At 33.5% G+C, this 18,251-nt stretch carries 17 protein-coding genes; 3 read left to right on the forward strand and 14 right to left on the reverse strand.

Going from position 1 to position 18,251, the window contains the following annotated elements; genetic code table 11:
- Genes mgtE through RD055328_RS05245 form a run of 4 tightly spaced genes read right to left on the reverse strand, consistent with a single transcriptional unit; the run spans position 1 to position 3,719 of the window.
- Complete coding sequence (mgtE, locus tag RD055328_RS05230) at positions 1-1,362, reverse strand: magnesium transporter (RefSeq protein ID WP_244087745.1); 1,362 nt, start codon at positions 1,360-1,362, stop codon at positions 1-3.
- Positions 1,363-1,367: 5 nt separating this feature from the next.
- On the reverse strand, positions 1,368-2,261 hold the full coding sequence (locus RD055328_RS05235) for an RluA family pseudouridine synthase (RefSeq protein ID WP_244087746.1): 894 nt from the start codon (positions 2,259-2,261) through the stop codon (positions 1,368-1,370).
- Between the two features lie 2 nt (positions 2,262-2,263).
- Positions 2,264-3,073, reverse strand: a complete 810-nt coding sequence (locus tag RD055328_RS05240; protein ID WP_244087747.1) for an NAD kinase — start codon at positions 3,071-3,073, stop codon at positions 2,264-2,266.
- On the reverse strand, positions 3,045-3,719 hold the full coding sequence (locus RD055328_RS05245) for a GTP pyrophosphokinase family protein (protein ID WP_244087748.1): 675 nt from the start codon (positions 3,717-3,719) through the stop codon (positions 3,045-3,047). The genes RD055328_RS05240 and RD055328_RS05245 overlap by 29 nt, the downstream gene beginning before the upstream one ends.
- Before the next feature lie 182 nt (positions 3,720-3,901).
- Here RD055328_RS05245 and RD055328_RS05250 point away from each other — a divergent pair, with 182 nt between their 5' ends.
- Positions 3,902-4,528 carry a DsbA family protein gene (locus tag RD055328_RS05250; protein ID WP_244087749.1) on the forward strand — a complete coding sequence of 209 codons (627 nt, stop codon included), beginning with the start codon at positions 3,902-3,904 and terminating at the stop codon, positions 4,526-4,528.
- On the opposite strand, the gene RD055328_RS05255 is transcribed toward RD055328_RS05250, so the two are convergent.
- From RD055328_RS05255 to RD055328_RS05270, 4 genes are all read right to left on the reverse strand, one after another.
- Positions 4,511-5,410 (reverse strand): competence protein CoiA, encoded by a 900-nt coding sequence (locus tag RD055328_RS05255; RefSeq protein ID WP_244087750.1) that lies wholly within the window; start codon positions 5,408-5,410, stop codon positions 4,511-4,513. The two genes, RD055328_RS05250 and RD055328_RS05255, sit on opposite strands and share 18 nt — an antisense overlap.
- A 60-nt stretch (positions 5,411-5,470) precedes the next feature.
- Positions 5,471-6,169: an adaptor protein MecA gene (locus tag RD055328_RS05260; RefSeq protein ID WP_244087751.1), complete on the reverse strand. Its 699-nt coding sequence runs from the start codon at positions 6,167-6,169 to the stop codon at positions 5,471-5,473.
- 102 nt (positions 6,170-6,271) lie between these two features.
- Complete coding sequence (spxA, locus tag RD055328_RS05265; protein ID WP_244087752.1) at positions 6,272-6,670, reverse strand: transcriptional regulator SpxA; 399 nt, start codon at positions 6,668-6,670, stop codon at positions 6,272-6,274.
- A gap of 216 nt (positions 6,671-6,886) precedes the next feature.
- Positions 6,887-7,618: an MBL fold metallo-hydrolase gene (locus tag RD055328_RS05270; RefSeq protein ID WP_244087753.1), complete on the reverse strand. Its 732-nt coding sequence runs from the start codon at positions 7,616-7,618 to the stop codon at positions 6,887-6,889.
- A gap of 31 nt (positions 7,619-7,649) precedes the next feature.
- Here RD055328_RS05270 and RD055328_RS05275 point away from each other — a divergent pair, with 31 nt between their 5' ends.
- Positions 7,650-8,087, forward strand: a complete 438-nt coding sequence (locus RD055328_RS05275) for a hypothetical protein (RefSeq protein WP_244087754.1) — start codon at positions 7,650-7,652, stop codon at positions 8,085-8,087.
- A 49-nt stretch (positions 8,088-8,136) separates the two neighbouring features.
- Here the strand turns inward: RD055328_RS05275 and RD055328_RS05280 are convergent, their stop codons facing one another.
- The 4 genes from RD055328_RS05280 to RD055328_RS05295 form a co-directional block, all read right to left on the reverse strand.
- The gene (locus RD055328_RS05280; RefSeq protein ID WP_244087755.1) at positions 8,137-10,140 is read right to left on the reverse strand and encodes a copper-translocating P-type ATPase; all 2,004 of its coding nucleotides are present in this window, start codon (positions 10,138-10,140) and stop codon (positions 8,137-8,139) included.
- 1 nt (position 10,141) lies between these two features.
- Entirely contained in the window at positions 10,142-10,564 is a 423-nt protein-coding gene (locus RD055328_RS05285; protein ID WP_244087756.1) for a CopY/TcrY family copper transport repressor, read from the reverse strand.
- A gap of 87 nt (positions 10,565-10,651) precedes the next feature.
- Complete coding sequence (gene ptsP / locus RD055328_RS05290; protein WP_244087757.1) at positions 10,652-12,379, reverse strand: phosphoenolpyruvate--protein phosphotransferase; 1,728 nt, start codon at positions 12,377-12,379, stop codon at positions 10,652-10,654.
- Positions 12,379-12,645: a phosphocarrier protein HPr gene (locus RD055328_RS05295; RefSeq protein ID WP_244087758.1), complete on the reverse strand. Its 267-nt coding sequence runs from the start codon at positions 12,643-12,645 to the stop codon at positions 12,379-12,381. The genes ptsP and RD055328_RS05295 overlap by 1 nt, the downstream gene beginning before the upstream one ends.
- A gap of 299 nt (positions 12,646-12,944) precedes the next feature.
- Here RD055328_RS05295 and RD055328_RS05300 point away from each other — a divergent pair, with 299 nt between their 5' ends.
- Complete coding sequence (locus RD055328_RS05300) at positions 12,945-15,119, forward strand: ATP-dependent Clp protease ATP-binding subunit (RefSeq protein ID WP_244087759.1); 2,175 nt, start codon at positions 12,945-12,947, stop codon at positions 15,117-15,119.
- A 46-nt stretch (positions 15,120-15,165) separates the two neighbouring features.
- Here the strand turns inward: RD055328_RS05300 and RD055328_RS05305 are convergent, their stop codons facing one another.
- Together RD055328_RS05305 and RD055328_RS05310 are read right to left on the reverse strand one after the other, a co-directional pair.
- Positions 15,166-16,656: a glucosyltransferase domain-containing protein gene (locus tag RD055328_RS05305; protein ID WP_244087760.1), complete on the reverse strand. Its 1,491-nt coding sequence runs from the start codon at positions 16,654-16,656 to the stop codon at positions 15,166-15,168.
- A gap of 210 nt (positions 16,657-16,866) precedes the next feature.
- Positions 16,867-18,251: LPXTG cell wall anchor domain-containing protein (locus RD055328_RS05310; protein WP_244087761.1), on the reverse strand; the 1,385-nt coding region annotated here is incomplete at its 5' end.

The raw sequence follows: 18,251 nt of genomic DNA on the forward strand, positions 1-18,251 counted from the left end.
TTACATGAAAAATTTCATAAATAGACTTGCGATATTAAAATAAATTAATACTGAGGTTAAATCACTAAGTGTTGAAATAAATGGCCCACTAGCAACTGCTGGATCAAACCCTAGTTTTTCCATAATAATAGGAATTAAACTTCCGGCTAAATTAGCAACAGTTATTGCCACCATCATCGCTAATCCTATGACAAATCCCAAAATAAAGTTATTTTGCCATAATCCAACTACTAACCAGATAACTGCTCCAGTAATAACTCCAGTTAAGACTCCGGTAAAAATTTCACGTAGAATCAGTTTTCCTACTCGGAATTCTTCATCTTCTTTAACTATAGCTAATCTTCTAACTGCCACGGCCAAACTTTGAGTTCCGGCATTACCAGCGGTACCTGTTATCAAGGTAATAAATACCGCTAAGATACTTGCTTGACTGAGTAGTATCTCAAAATGACTAATTAATGTTGCCGTAATCATTCCTAAGAATAACAATGTAATCAACCAAGGTAATCGCTTAGTTGCTGCTCGTACAGGGCTCTCAGTAATGGCTTCGTCAACGTCAACACCGGCCAAACCAGAGTAATCTGATTGAGCTTCGTCATCAATAATCTCAATAACGTCATCAACGGTAATAATTCCGACCATACGATTAGCGTGATCGACAACTGGCATTACTAAGAATTCGTAGTCACGAAAGACTTGCGCAACCTCAGCTTGATCAGCATCAACATTAATTGAAATAACATGTTGATTCATGATGTTGCCAAGTTTCTTATTATCTGAATTCAAAACCAATTCACGAAGTGACAAGACACCTGTTAAATCACCATTCTCATCAACTACAAATAAGGCATTAATTGTTTCGGCGTCTTTTGCTTCTTCTTTCAATTCCGCAGTAGCTGCCTTAACTGTTTGATCAGCTGTGAAACTAACATAGTCGGTAGTCATTAATCCACCGGCTGTTTGCGTATCATAATGTAACAAACCACGAAGATTGTTAGCGTCTGCTCTCGGCATTCGTGACAAGTAACGGTCAATCTCAGGAGTTTCTAAGTGTTCCAGGATATCGGCTGCATTATCATCGTACATGTTATTCAACATGTCAGCAGCATATTCAACATCCATTTCTTCTAAGAACTCTGGCAACTCTGGGAGATCTTCTTCGATTGTATCGAACATATCAGCTGTTTCGTCAGGTTGTAAGATAGTGTATAACTTCAATCTATCATCTTGTTTAAGCGTTAGATAAAACTCTGATTGTTCATAGAAATGCATATCTAAGAATCGTTTGCGAAACTTCTTATTATCATTTCCTCTTAGTAATTCAGCTAGTACTTCGTATTCATTTTCAATATTATTTCCCATAAGCGTTATTCCTTCAATTCATGAATTAACTCCCTTATGTCAATAGGGACTTGCGATTCAACTTCTACAATTTCTTGTGTGAATGGGTGGATAAAAGATAATTTAAAACAATGTAAAGCTTGTCGATTAATTAATGTTGTTGGTTCTTTAGCATACAGACTATCACCAAACAACGGATGTCCGATTGCAGAAAAATGTACTCGAATTTGATGTGTACGACCAGTAATAAGATCTACTTTCACTTGAGAGCCTGTCGGATAGTTCTCAACTACTTCATATCTAGTTAATGAATCTTTGCCGTCATCTCTAACTTCTCGTCTCATATAGAAATCATCAGATACGCCAATTGGCAGATTGATTTCTTGTAATCCTGTAGTGTTTATCGGATTTTGTACAATGGCAATATATTGTTTCTTAAAACTATTTGAATGAATATTTTCTCCCAAGCGTGAATGGGACAATGACTTCTTAGCAAAAATCATTAATCCTGAAGTATCTCGATCTAATCGTGTCACCACATGAATCGCATCGGATTCACCATTTTTCTGTAGATAAGCTTTAACAAAGTTAGCCATTGTTGGAGTACTTTTTGAACGAGCTGGCAGACTGGCAACACCTGCTGGTTTATCCACAATTAGATAATGTTTATCTTCGTATTTAATATCTAAGTGACCATCAACTGCTTCTAAAATATCATTCCCTGATTCTTTAGGCAGTTGAACAATGATTACATCGCCAACAGTCATTTGATAATTTAAATATCGTTCTTTTTTATTCACATAAATATGTCCATCATGATTTTTTATCTTTGATAGTTGACTAGTTGAGAAACTCTTGCTGTTCAAAAAACCACGTACAATCTTCTTATCGTTTGCTTGAACTATCCATTTAAAAATCATAATTATTTATAATCATTAGTACCCAAGAAAGCATGTTCTACACGTCCCCAGAAATGGCGATCACGTAATTTAGCAAACTGGATTACTTCCTTAGAAATTCGATATTTTATTAATTTAACCGAACAGTTAGTGCGTGAATTAGTATCATAATTAACTATATAGTCGCTGCCTTCTGCTGGTATTATTTTCACTTCTTGAGAACTCGGAACAATAATTGGCGCAGAAATCGATCGATAGATTCGATTATTAATAGGCGCTATTTCATTCACTTGCATAACCCTTGATTTCGGATGAATTACAGCTCCACCAATAGATTTGGCATATGCGGTAGATCCACTTGGAGTTGAAAAACTCAGCCCATCGCCTCTGAAACGCTCAAAAAATTCACCATCTAAATATACATCTGCTCGCATCGTTTTTGATGGACGTTTAATAATTGCTTCATTTAAAGCATAAAAGCTTTTTGTAGTATTGTCTGTATAAGTAATGTCTGCTTCTAAGACCGGATATTCAAAAGTTTGTCCATCATAGTTCTTCAAAGCTTCAATCAATTCATCCACTTCATTATCACGCCAATCAGCGTAAAAACCTAAATGTCCGGTATGTATTCCGATGAATTTCATTTGTGATAATCGATTAGTATATTCATGAAATGTACTCAAAAAAGTACCATCCCCGCCAACACTAATGGCTAAATCAGGATTCTTTTTATCAAATTCAAACCCAGCAGCTTCAAGCTTTTGACGTATGTTTTTGGCTGTTTTTACTGATATTTCTTTTGTATTATGATTTATCCATACTTTCATTGTCATTATCTACATCCGCTTTTTTTGTTTGTTGTTTCTTTCGTACAGTGAAGTATTGTTGAGCTTCTTGTATTTCACCACGAATTGTCGACATTTCTTCATCTAACATGAATGAAGCTTCTGCCGCACGTTTTAATCGATCATTAATTTCTTCTGGAAAGTCGCCTTGGTATTTATAATTAAGTGAATGTTCAATAGTCGACCAGAAATTCATCGCTAAAGTTCTGATTTGAATTTCAGCTAAAATGTTTTTTTGCCCTGTAGTTAATTGAATCGGATATTCGATTACCATATGATACGAGCGATAACCACTCGACTTACTATTCGTAACATAATCACGTTCTTCAATAACTCGCAGGTCTTCTCTTTGATGTAATAAGTCAGCAACTTCGTATATATCTTCAACAAACTGCGTTTGTATTCGCAATCCTGCAATATCTTGCATGTCTTTTTCTAATACATCTTGAGCTATATAACGACGCTGCATTTTTTCTTTGATACTATCAACATTTTTGACTCGTCCAGTTACATACTCAATTGGTGAGTGTTCGCCACGATCTAAGAATTCTTTTCGCGCACTTCTTAACTTGATTTTAAGCTCATCAACTGCCTGTTTATAAGGTGTTAAAAACGCTTCCCAATTATCAGTCATAGCACTCACCTTCTTTCTATAATATCAACTAAAATTGTACCATAACTTATTAATTCATATTTATATTACCAACTTAGGCTCCCATCAGCCATGAAAAAGTGCAAAATTGTTGAACTATCGCGTTTTTTTAGATAAAGTAGCTCTTAGAGATTGATATTTATATATCTGAGGGAGAACTAATTGTGTGGGAAGTTTTTTTATTTGTTAATCCATTGGGGTCTTATTGTCTAAAAACAGAACGTACTATTCTGGAATTCGTCAAGAAACATAATATCCAAGCACACTTTAATTTTATCGCTATTACTAATATGGAAAACGTTAACGATATTCTTGAGAATGTTTTCGACAATACTACTGACTTAGAATTAAGAAACGAAATTACTATTGCGGCTTACGATGCTGCACTTACCTATAAAGCTGCTGCCTGTCAGGGTAAGAAAAAAGCTCGTGAATTGTTAATGTCAATTCAATATGCATTTAACGAATTGAATCGCGAATACAATAATGATTTAGTTAAGGAAATTACTACTAAATTAAATATCGACTTCAAAGAATTAATAGCCGATAAAGAATGTGACTTAGTTAATAGTAGTTTCCAAGCTGATCAATTACTAGCTCGTGAAATGAACGTCACGCATACACCATCAACTGTTATTTTTAACTATGATGCCAACGACTCCAACGGTCTTTTAATAGACAATTGTCAGTCAAGTGACGAGTTAATTGCTATCTTATTAGATTTATATCAACAAAATAATAGTAATTTACTCGAACAAAATATTATTGACTTGTCATTCTATCAGAACTAATAAGTTTTCTAATTTTTCACTAACCTCAGCGACGACAATTTCTGTCAGCTGGGGTTTTATTTGTATATTGGCTGGTATTATTAATAGCTTATCTAGTTCAATTGATTTTTGATATAACTTTAGGGTTTTGGCAATATCATATCGAAGAATCGGCGGAAAAATAGGTACATAGTTCTCAAGTTGCAAATAGTCGATTCTGTATGCGTAACAGTATTTTTTAAATTTCTCAGTATATGATTTATTAATAATATTTATTGTTTCCGTTCTTTCAGGTTTGAAGTTACGTAAACTATTCAAACTAGTAAACTTATGTACTTCATAGCGACGATTATTCATCACACCGAAAAATTCTAAGTTATATACTAAAGTATATAGATGACATTTAGTATTCAAAAAGATTAAATGCCATTTCCATTGGTCATTGTAATTCAAAAATTTCAATTGACGTGATGACATTCTCTTGCAAAAATAGTTAGTATTAAGAATCCACAGATTTTGATATCCACATTTTTCATAACCAGTTACTCTACTAATAAGTTCTCTTTCTTTAATTGGTGCTTGTTGAAATTCAACCGCAATTTCGCGATTTGTTGTAGTGGCTAATACATCAATTCTTTGTTCAGTTGATGTGTAAACTTCTAGTTCGGTATTGTATCCGATTTCTTTGAAATCTTGCTTTAGCGTTAACTTCCCTTTTTTATGTAACGAACTTTCACCACTACTGCGATCACGATTACTATAGTGACAGAAGTAACTCCGTCTATTATTATTTTTTATCAACTTAACTTCTTCATCACATTGAGTACAATAATAAGTTCGACTACAATCCGTTTCTAATACAGCATAAACTAACTTACCTGTTATATCTTTAGCAGCAAACATTCAATCACCTCAGACATAATTACGCAAAATAAAAAGAAGCTTACTAATGTAAGCTTCTTTTTATTTAAAATGATATCTAGCTAATTGTAATGCTGTTTTATCCATTATTTTTTTACCATATTCAGATAACATGGCAGAAGTTACAGTCGTCTTTTGTGAGAATTCATTCACAATTGCTGTTACTTCTTTTAAACGAATATCATGCAATTCATTAACGTAAACTAAAATATCCATGTAATATTCTTCATCATATAACCAAAGACTAGATACAATACTATCATTATTCAACATTTTTGATAGTTCAATAAAATCTTCAAAATTATCGAATTTAACTACTTTTTCAAAAGTCTTATCATCGAAGTCGTCATTTATGCTGTTAGTATCCGTTTTACCAGATTGAACTTCTAAAGCATCAATTCCTAGATTACTCTTGAAGAAGTCTTCCCAGTTTTTTGATTGATAGTTATTTTCATCTCCTGGTTCTGATGATTCTGGTTTCATTTGGTTTACCGCTTTATTTCCTTTACTGATTAATAAAATCAAGCCATTAGCTTTAGTTTGAGGCATTACCTGAAACGTAACGGCTTCATCTTCTGCAAATGAACGGTCAATATCAACTTCGTCCAAAATACTATAAAAGAATGTCTCAATTTGCTTACGATTACCTAGTAAGTCAAGCATAGTAACACCACGATTTTCTAGGTCTTCAGGACCTAGAATAACCTTAATCGTATCTTCATTTAATCTATGTGTTTCCAATATACTCACCTCACAACTGGTTCTTATCCGTCTATTTTAACAATCTATATTAACTTGTAAAGTTTTTGGTACTAAAAAAGTGTGACCACCGTCACACTTTTTTTATAGACCAGCCATAAGTTGAGCTTGATGTAATTCCATAGTTCTTACACTTCTTGGTAAGAAACGTCTAATTTCATCTTCATTGAACCCAACTTGTAGACGTTTGTCGTCCATCATAATAGGACGTCTTAATAGTCCTGGATTTTTTTCTATTAAGTTTAGTAATTGATCAATTGTCAAATCATCGACTTTAACATGTAATTTTTGGAATACCTTTGAACGAGTTGAGATGATTTCTTCTGTACCATCTTCAGTCATTTGAAGGATGGCTTTAAGTTCATCTTTGTTTAAAGGTTCAGTAAAAATATTTCTTTCTTTGAACTCAATTTCATGTTCTTGCAACCATGCCTTAGCTTTACGACATGAAGTGCAGCTTGGCGATACATATAATGTTACCATAACCATCTCTCCTTTATTGTTAGAGTTGGAAACTATTCCATATAAATATTATAAAATTCCTAACCTTGATTTGCAATAGTTTTCAAGAACAAAGTGCGAATATTTGTTCTTATTATCTCTATTGTGAATAAAATCACACTATAATTTCAAGCATTGTTTGACTTTTTCACAAAATAAATTTTATTTTTAATTATATTTAATATAACTAAAAAATAATTATATATTGATTATTAAACCATCACTAGCTAATTGAATATTACCATCACCTTTCGCAGTTTTGGCTTCATTCATTAGTATTTGATGATCAATTTCTTGTGGCAAATGACTCAGCAATAACTGATTTGCATTAGAAATTTTTGCTAATTCACCTGACTCTTGTGCTGTCATGTGCCATTTACGTCCTGATTTCATGGAATCAAAATTAGTATCAGTAATTAATAAATCTGAATCCTGAGCGAATTTAGTAAGTTCATTAAAGTAATCGGTATCCGCAGTAAATGTCAAAACTTTATCATCAGCAGTAATTCTCATTGCATAAGTTGGCACTGGATGGATTGTACGTAAAAATTCTATTTCAAATAGTCCAACTTTAAGCGGTTGATAATCAACAAAAGACTTACCTTCAGTTACTCCTTGCATAGTTAATCTTGCATAATTTAATGGGTCTTGAGTATTACCGTAAATTGGCAATATTGGAGTTTTCTTTTTTCCACTATTTAACTGCCAATAGTATTGCAATACACCCAAATCTGCTATATGGTCATGATGATAGTGAGAAATAATCACAGCATCAAGTTCAAGTGGATTGATAATTTGGGATAATTCATTAACCGCATTACTTCCACAATCAATTAGCAGATTAAATCCCGCTTCTTGTAATAAAAAACTTGTTGTCCCATGACCTTTAAACGGATACCCACCGTAATAACCTAAAACAGTTAATTTCAAAATATCACCTCATTATTATTAGGAGAAAAATATGCCAATTAATCTAACTCTTGGAACCAAAAAACTTTTAAGCGATTTTTCAAAACCTTATCTTTTGCTCTATCCTATTAAATCTGATGAATCAATATTAAGAGTAGAGTTGACGGGGTTAAAATATCAAGAAGTTTTGAAACAAAACTTCGATTGGCATTTCACTTATTATAAGTTTATTTACTTAAATTTCAACAGTGATCAAGCAAGTATTTTTGCGAATAAGTTTGTTAATAAAAAATACATGTTATCAGATTTCAACATTCTTATTTTGAATGAAATTCAAGATATAAATAAATTTGTTGTCGTAATAGGTTCAAATAGCCCAATAAAATCGCAATTACTCGATAGTACATTAAAAGAACTTGCGACTAATGAACTCGGAATGTTTTCAAAAAACTACGTCAAAAGGCAAGATAATGATAAAAACTCCGTATAATGTTGAGAATCTCATCAAAAAAAAGCCCAGTAGAACACTGGGCTTTTTTCTATACTTTTAATGTCATTGCATTTATTGCAACAATAATTGTAGAAAACGACATGATAACCGCTCCAACTGCAGGGCTTATCATAATTCCAATTCCTGACAATAATCCTGCTGCCAATGGAATGGCAATAATGTTGTAACCTGCACCCCACCAAAGATTTTGAATCATCTTGCGATTAGTATTCTTAGCTAAATCGAAAAATTCAATAATTGAATTCAAGTCATTGTTAACTAAAATTACATCAGCGGATTCAATGGCCACATCGGTTCCGTTACCTATAGCTACACCCAAGTCTGCTGTTGTTAATGCAACAGTATCGTTAATACCGTCACCAACCATCATTACTGCTTGACCTTTAGCTTGGTAATCTTTAATAATTTTTTGTTTGTCTTCCGGTTTTAATTCTGCGTGATATTCAATTCCAAGTTTATCAGCAATGAACTTGGCTGAATTTTTATTGTCTCCTGTTAACATAACCAGTTTCATATCACGTTTTGCTAGTTGCTTAACTAATTCAAAAGAACTATCTCGCAATTGATCACCGATAGCTATCATAACTTGCGCTTCGTTGTTAGCAACTAAGTAACTAACAGAATTACCTTTATTTGATATTGTTTCATATTCAGTCTTATCATAATTAATCTGGTTCTCATCAAGATATTTGGCATTCACAAAAAGATACTCTGTGTTTTTATAAAGTCCTTTAACGCCATATCCCTTAAGAGTTTTTACATCTTCAACAGTTTCCATATCAATTTTTTGATCATTTAAATAAGTTACAATTCCTTGTGCAATTGGATGGTTAGATTGTTGCTCTAAGCCACCAATAATTCCTAAAAGATTCTTATTATATTCATGGACTTCATTAACTGTAAACTTACCTTCAGTTAATGTCCCAGTCTTATCTATCACAACTGTATTAATGTTTTTGCTTTCTTCAATTGATGTTTTATTACGAATCAAAAGTCCATTTGCTGCTGCAATTGAAGTACTTTGAGCATTAACTAATGGCACAGCTAACCCTAATGCGTGAGGACATGCAATTACAAAAACAGTTACCATTATTTCTAATCCTTGCGAAAGACTTCCATTAATTGTCCAATATACTAATGCAATTAATCCAACAATTAAGGCTGCATAAAACAACCAACCAGCAACCTTATCTGCCAAAATTTCTTTGCGTGACTTTTGTTTTTGTGCATCAGCAACTAAAGTTTGAATCTGCGATAAATAGCCACTACTACTATCCTTTGCTACCTTAACTTGTATAGTTCCTGAGTCATTAGTTGAACCACCAATAACTTCATCATCAATGTCTTTAGCAATTAGCTTTGATTCACCCGTAACTAGTGATTCATTTACATTAGTACTACCTTTAATAATAATTCCATCAAGAGGAATAGTTTCACCAGCACGAATCTCAATAATATCATCTTTTGAAATACCAGAAACTGGCATATCCATCATATGATCCCCATGTAACATATGAGCATTATCAGGTATAAGCTGCGTGATTTTATCTAACGCATTACCTGCTCCCATTACGGATTTCATTTCAATCCAGTGGCCTAATAACATAATGACAATTAATGTTGAGAATTCCCAAAAGAAATTCATTACATGCTGACTATTCAAAAATGTTATGGCAATAAAAGCATACACACTGTAGATATATGATGCTGATAGCCCCATAGCAATTAGTGTCATCATTCCCGGATTTTTAGTCTTAAGCTCACTCACTGCACCTGTCCAAAAAGGTTTACCACCATAAAATAGTAAAAATGTTGCTAAAAGTAAAACTATTAAATCAGATCCAAAAAAACTAACTTGAAATGGTAATTCCAACCCCATCATTGGTGACATAATAATGATAGGAATAGTTACAATTAACGAAACAATAAATCTCTTCTTAAAATCCATTCCATGATGCATACTGTGATCCATTCCTTGCATATCATCATGATTCATGTGTTCCATATCGTGATCCATATTCATATGATCCATTCTATAATTCCTCAACTTTCAAACAGTTACAAGCTACCTTTTCAGGTGCTGATTTTCTTTTTTCTTCTAATTTTATAATCAACTGATCTATATCATTCTTAGATATTGGACTGTCATCTATCAAATCACTAATAGCTGACGCTTTTTTCATATCACAAATATTGTCGAACATGGAATTAACACTTTCTTTAATCCCATTATCTTCAGTATATTTTGACGTATAGATAAATGGACGTTTCGTATTATCCACTTCTACTATGCCTTTTTTTACTAAGCGACCAATTAAAGTCTTAATAGTAGAGTCATTCCAATTATTCTTTTTATTTAAATTAGCAATAATATCTGAACTAGTAGCGCTATTTAAAGTCCAGAGTATTCGCATAACTTGCCATTCGGCTGAACTAACTTCTTCAAATTTATTCATCTCTACCTCCGTCTACATTTGTAGATTAACACATAGGTTTACATTTGTAAACTTAAATGCAAAAAAAAAGAAACCCGAAGGCTTCTTTTATATTTTGTTCATGTAATCTGTAACTAGTTTTTCATTATCATCATTAGTCAATGAGACATTTACAGCTTGATCAACTAAATCAACTAACTTAGTTGTATCAAGTTTCTTCATTAAACTTCTAACTTTAAGAACAGATGTAGCACTCATTGAGAACTCATCAAGACCCATTCCTAATAGTAGAGGAACCATGATTGGATCTCCAGCAGCTTCGCCACACATTCCAGTCCATTTACCTTCTTTATGAGATGCTTCAATGACATTCTTAACTAGACGAAGAATTGATGGATTATATGGTTGGTAAAGGTATGAAACATGTTCATTACCACGATCAGCAGCCATTGTATATTGAATTAAATCATTAGTACCAATACTAAAGAAATCAACTACTTTTGCAAACTGATCAGCCAAAATAGCTGCAGCAGGGATTTCAATCATCATCCCAACTTGAATATTGTCAGAAACTTTTGTTCCTTCAGCAATCAAGTTTTTCTTTTCTTCTTCAAAGATAGCTTTAGCATCATTGAATTCTTGAATAGTAGCAATCATTGGGAACATGATTCTTAGTGAACCATACACTGATGCTCTCAATAATGCTCTTAATTGTGTTCTGAAAATATCTTGCTTATCCAAACTAATTCGAATAGCACGGTATCCAAGGAAAGGATTCATTTCATCAGGAAGTGGCATATATGGAAGATGTTTGTCTCCACCAATATCCATTGTTCTAACAACAACTGGTTTACCATTCATTCCTTCTAATACTGTTTTATATGCTTCAAATTGACTATCTTCATCAGGCAATTCGGCTGAATCCATGTATAAGAATTCAGTTCTATATAAACCAATACCTTCAGCTCCATTAGCTAATACCCCATCAAGGTCCTTAGGTGTTCCAATGTTAGCTGCAATATCAAATTGTTTGCCATCAGCAGTTCTTGTTTCTTCATTCTTAAGCTTTTCCCATTCTGCTTTTTGAGCAGCAAAATCGGCAGCCATTTTGTTGTACTTAACTAAATCAGCATCGCTTGGATCTAAGATAAAGTCGCCATCATTACCATCAATAATAACAGATTGACCTTCAATAACTTCTTTAGTTACAACGTTAGTACCAACAATAGCTGGAATTTCTAATGAACGAGCCATGATAGCTGAGTGCGCAGTTCTACCACCAATATCAGTAACAAATCCTTTAACATATTTCTTGTTAAGTTGAGCTGTATCACTAGGTGTTAAATCTTCAGCAACAATAATAACTTCTTCATCAATCAACGCAGGATTAGGTAAAGTTACACCTAACAGATGACTCATAACACGTTTTGAAACATCGCGAACATCAGCCGCACGTTCTTGCATGTATGGGTTATCTACCATTGATTCAAATAAAGTAATAAATTGTTTTGACACTTCATCTAAAGCTTGTTCAGCGCTAACTGAATCATCTTTAATTTTTTGTTCAACAGCACCTGTGAATTCAGGATCTGCTAGGATCATTTTGTGTGCATCAAAAACTTGCGCTTCTTCTTCACCTAATGATTCGACAGCCTTGTCACGGATAGTTGAAAGTTCTGAATCAGACACTTCAAGCGCTGATTTCAGTTTAGCCACTTCACCATCAACGTCAGAAACCATCTTTTTTTCGAAAGACAAATCTGGTTGAACTAATAGATAGGCCTTGGCTGCAGCGATACCATCACTAGCAGCAATTCCACTAATAGTCTTTGTCATTATGCTGTAAGTCCTTCTTTGCTCATTGTTTCAGTAATAGCTGTCATTGCATCAGCAGCGTCGTCACCTTCAGCAGTAATTGTAACGTCAGCACCTTGACCAACACCAAGTGACATAACACCCATGATTGATTTTAAGTTAACTGATTTTCCGTTGAATTCAAGATTGATATCTGAACCAAATTTACTTGCTGTTTGTACTAATAATGTAGCTGGACGTGCGTGAATTCCTGATTCTGCGATAATGTTAAATTGTTTGCTTTCCATAATATAAATACCTCATTCAATTTTAATTTAAATTGGAAAATGAAACCTCTGTACTCCAATATTCAGATTAAAGCGTATCATTTTTTCGACTTTTGAACAAGCTTTTTTACTTTTTTGTTAAACGATTGCATTCCTACTGTATCAAGGAATACAGCTTATGAAAAACGTTTGAAAAACAGTGTATACATTTTCAGAAAACTTCCAAGTCTTAGCACTTGCATTGGTAGAGTGCTAATTGTATAATCACTTTGTATCTTGAAGTATAGGGTATAAATAATTAAGAAAGGCAGGGAATGCGTATGCTTTGCCAAAATTGTAATCGTAACGAAGCAACAATTCATCTCTACACAAGTGTTAACGGACAAAGAACAGAAGTAAATCTTTGTCAAAGTTGTTATCAAGAATTAAAAAATCAACAAACAAATATGGCTAATAATCCATTTGAATTCAATAATTTTAATGATTTATTCAATTCAATTAACGGAGGTTCAACTCCTTCATCTAACGAAGATCTATATCGTGCTCAAGCTCAACAAGGGAACTTCGGAGGAAATCAAGGAGGAAATGGTGATTCAATCCTTGCCAAATATGGTGTTGATTTAACTCAACAAGCTAAAGACGGACAAATCGATCCTGTGATTGGACGTGATAGCGAAATTGAACGAGTAATTGAAATATTAAATAGAAGAACTAAGAATAACCCTGTATTAATAGGTGAAGCTGGGGTTGGTAAGACTGCAGTTGTAGAAGGCCTAGCTCAAAAAATTGTCGACGGACAAGTACCACAAAAATTACAAGACAAACGAGTAATTAGACTCGATGTTGTTTCTCTAGTTCAAGGAACTGGTATCCGTGGTGAATTCGAAAAACGTATGCAAGAATTAATTGATGAACTTCAACAAGAAAATAACAATATCATTCTTTTCATTGATGAAATTCATGAAATTGTCGGTGCCGGAAATGCCGAAGGTGGTATGGATGCCGGTAACGTTTTGAAACCTGCACTTGCTCGTGGCGAACTCCAATTAGTTGGTGCTACAACTCTTAATGAGTTTAGAACTATTGAAAAAGACTCAGCACTTGCTCGTCGTCTACAACAAGTACAAGTCAATGAACCAAGTGTTGAAGAGACTATCAAAATACTTAATGGTCTAAAACCAAAATACGAAGCTTACCATAATATCAAATATACAGCCGCCGCTATTACTGCTGCTGCTACTTTATCAGATAGATATATTCAAGATCGTTTCTTACCTGATAAAGCCATTGATTTACTTGATGAAGCTGGTTCAAAGAAGAATCTTACAATAGCTCCTGTTGATTCAAAAGAATTAGAAACAAAAATTAACGAAGCTGAAAATAGTAAACAAGCGGCTTTAAAACAAGAAGACTACGAAAAAGCTGCCTATTATCGCGATAAAGTAAAACAATATACTGACATGCGCGATAATAAAAAACCTGATCCTAACGAGTCAGCAACTGTTACTGAGAAAAATATCGAAAATATTGTTGAAGCTAAAACTAAAATCCCAGTTGGCGATTTAAAAGCAAATGAACAAACTCAACTCAAAAATCTTGAACCAAACTTAAAAGCTGAAGTTATTGGACAAGATAATGCAGTTGAAGAAGTATCAAAAGCCATTCGCAGAAATAGAATTGGTTTCAATAAATCAGGACGTCCTATTGGTTCATTCCTCTTCGTTGGACCTACTGGTGTCGGTAAAACTGAATTAGCTAAGCAATTAACTAAAGAATTGTTTGGTTCAACTGATTCAATGATTAGATTCGATATGTCTGAATATATGGAAAAACACAGTATATCTAAGTTGATTGGTTCTCCTCCAGGATACGTTGGTTATGAAGAAGCGGGTCAATTAACTGAACAAGTACGTCGTAATCCATATAGTTTAATTCTGCTTGACGAAGTAGAAAAAGCTCATCCAGATGTAATGCACATGTTCTTACAAATACTTGATGATGGACGTTTAACGGATTCTCAAGGAAGAACAGTAAGTTTTAAAGATACGATTATCATTATGACTTCAAATGCCGGACAAGGCGACACTGAAGCTAACGTTGGTTTCGGTGCTGCTATCTCAGGATCGACACATTCAATCATTGATAAATTAGGTAATTTCTTCAAACCAGAATTTTTAAACAGATTTGACGGAATTATCGAATTCCAACCATTATCAAAAGAAAACTTATTATCAATTGTTGATCTTATGATCAACGATACTAATAATATGATTCATGATAAGGGATTACGTGTTGACGTAACTAAACCAGCAAAAGAAAAACTTGTTGATCTCGGATATGATCCATCAATGGGAGCACGTCCATTACGTCGAGTAATTCAAGATCAAATAGAAGATAAAGTAGCCGATTATTATCTTAACCATCCTGCAGATAAAAACTTAAAAGCAGTTATGAAAGACGATAAAATCGTTATTGAACCACTATCAACTGAATAACCCAAATAAAAAATCACAATAGATATTGTCTATTGTGATTTTTTATTTACTTCCATAATAAGTAATACTCGTTCTCAAGAAGATATAATTGATAGTAACTATTATCAGACACTTTTACAGACTTTTCTTTGGTGAATTCTGAGAAATCGCTACCTTGAAAATTAACATTTAGTCCTGTGTATGTTGAAAACAATAATACGTTTGGCCAATATAAGTTTTCATTATTAGGAACTAAATTACTAAGTAATGGATAGTTTCTTTCACTGCTAACTAAAATAGGCGAATTTTTGAATAAACGATTAGTTTTCACTACATTTCTTTTGGTAGTAATTTTATCTTTCAAATCCTGCGACAATATCATACTTTGATTTATAAATGATTCTTTTTGATAGCTGAGCATGGCAGAAAATTCAAATGAAAATGAAATCATATAAAACGCATATGCAACTATTACAATTTTTGGTATTATATACTTCCAATTTTTCATTATTATATTATTACTAATGATAATCAATAACACACCAATCAAAAATCCAAATCCAAATCCATACCTTGGTTGATCACGAACTAAATCAGTTACAAAGACTAGCAATACACCATAACTTAAGATAATACTGATTAAAAGATACAATCCAATATAAACAACACTCTTAATTTTTGAAATTTGACTATTCTTCATCAATAATATGTAAGATACAACGATTATAAGTGTAAAAAGCAGTATCCAAATTTGAGCAGACTGATGATAGATTGTTCCTAAATATATCTTGATATTTTTAAAAATCACAGTAATCAATTCGTTGGGTTTAGCTATTTCTACAACTTCACCTCGAAGTGCCATTTCAGGATTAAGCTTGGACTCAAATAAGAACAATAACATAGCACTTATATAAGCAATTGCACTAAACATTATTCTTTTTATGATATTAATAACATTTTGACCCGAAAGCAACTCACGGAGAACCATCGTTAAAAAAACAATAAGATAAATTCCAGATGCTGGCTGGTAAAAATTACACATTAAGAATATCCCTATAAATGAATATATTGCAAACTTATTCAGGTTATCCCACCATAAAAAGGGAATAATGGATACGAAAATACTTAATACCATAAAGGGACTATCAAATCTAAATCCTAGACAGGCTAAAAACCATGGATTTATCCCAACCGCTATGGCGGCAATCGCTTCTATCCAATTTAAGTTCTCTTTATTTTTACGAAGTATATATACCAGTAATAAACTGACAAATGTTAGTAACACACCAGAAACAACCGGTCTGGTCCACCCACCATCTGTTAAATGCCGACTACCTTGAAGAATCCAAGAAGAAATTTCACTCCCCCATCTAGAATAACTCCAAGCAAATTCTGTACCTCCCGTAATTTGCCTTTTCACATCATCAATATAGGGATAATTAACGGTTGCTATAGAAATTCCTATTAACAAATATATAAAGAAAATAGATAAGCTTTTATCCCTATTCTCTTTTATCCAATTCCAAAACTGAGAAACCACATTTAAATCGTCTTTCATTTTCATACCTCTAATCAATATAGCCACTATTACCATTTTAAATCATCTTATCAATAATAGATAAGTATTAAGTGAATTTCAATAAAATATCGAAATTCTACAATTTAAAGAACATAAAAAATAAGAACATAAAAAATTAGGTAATTAAATGTCAATAAACTAATTACCTAATTTGTTTAGAAATATTTTTCTGAACTGTGCTACTATATTTTATTCTTTTTTGAAAGGTACTAATTTCTTAAAGAATACAATTGAAGCTAATACTAAAATACCTAATGCTGATAAAATAATTCCTGATTTTTCACCTGTTTGTGGTAAACCATTTTGCTTATCAGCACTTGAAACATCATTACCAGATGCAAATCTAGTTCCGTCACTTCTTCCTTCGTCAGTTGAAGTTGAACCTGAATCCTTACCTGGAGCATTAGATGCTCCTTGGTCTGTTCCACTCCCTGAATTATCACCACCACCAGAAGAGATTCCGTCATCTTTTGATGCTACTTTGACCTGCACTTTTTCACTAGGTTTCTCATAGTCACCATTTTTAGCAATGACTTCAACACTAAGTTCATCACCTTCTTTTAGCAATCCAGTATCAACCTTAAATTTCCCGTCAACAACTGGCCCAACTTTTTGAGTTCCATCTGGCATTGTTACTACTGCCTCAAAAGTTGTACCATCCGGAATTGGCGTTTCTAAATCAACAGAACCTGTAACGCTTGTATCCCCATCAGTCACTGGATCTACTGTTGGTTTAGCTACCGTGTAATCCTCTAATGGATTTTCATTTGTATCATCACTAACAGTAATTATTACTGGAAGACTGTCTTTTGTATAGTTTCCATTTTTAGCTGTAACTTTAACTGATAATTCATCCAATGCAACTAAGGCGTCAGTTGCAATTGTAAAGTCACCGTTACTATCAACCACAGCTGTTTTTATTGTTCCATCAGGCATTGTTACTGATGCTTCAAACGTTGTACCATCTGGAATTGGTGTTTCCAAATCAACATGACCACTTACACTTGTATCGCCTGATTTAGCAGGGTTAACACTAGGTATCGCTACCGTGTAATCCTCTAATGGATTTGTGTCTTCCATTGGTTTTACTGTCATCTTTGTTGGTGCACTATCTTTTGTATATTCACCATTTGTCGCTTTGATTTTAACTGAAATTTCTTCATTAGCTACCATTGGATCTACTGTTATCGCAAAGCTTCCGTCTGGTGATACTAATGCTGATTTCTCTGTTCCATCTGGCATCGTTGCGATAGCTGAAAATGTTGTGCCATCTGGAATTGGTGTTTCTAATTCTACTGCACCTATTACACTTGTGTCTCCTTCTGTTCCTACTTCAACAGTTGGTTTAGCCACTGTGTAATCTTCCAATGGATTTGTGTCTTCCATTGGTTTTACTGTCATTGTTGTTGGTGCACTATCTTTTGTATATTCACCATTTGTCGCTTTTATCTTAACTGATATTTCTTCATTAGCTACCATCGGATCTACTGTTATCGCAAAGCTTCCGTCTGGTGATACTAATGCTGATTTCTCTGTTCCATCTGGCATCGTTGCGATAGCTGAAAATGTTGTGC

This window comes from Companilactobacillus sp. RD055328 (assembly GCF_022835675.1).
Classification (GTDB): Bacteria; Bacillota; Bacilli; order Lactobacillales; family Lactobacillaceae; genus BQUT01.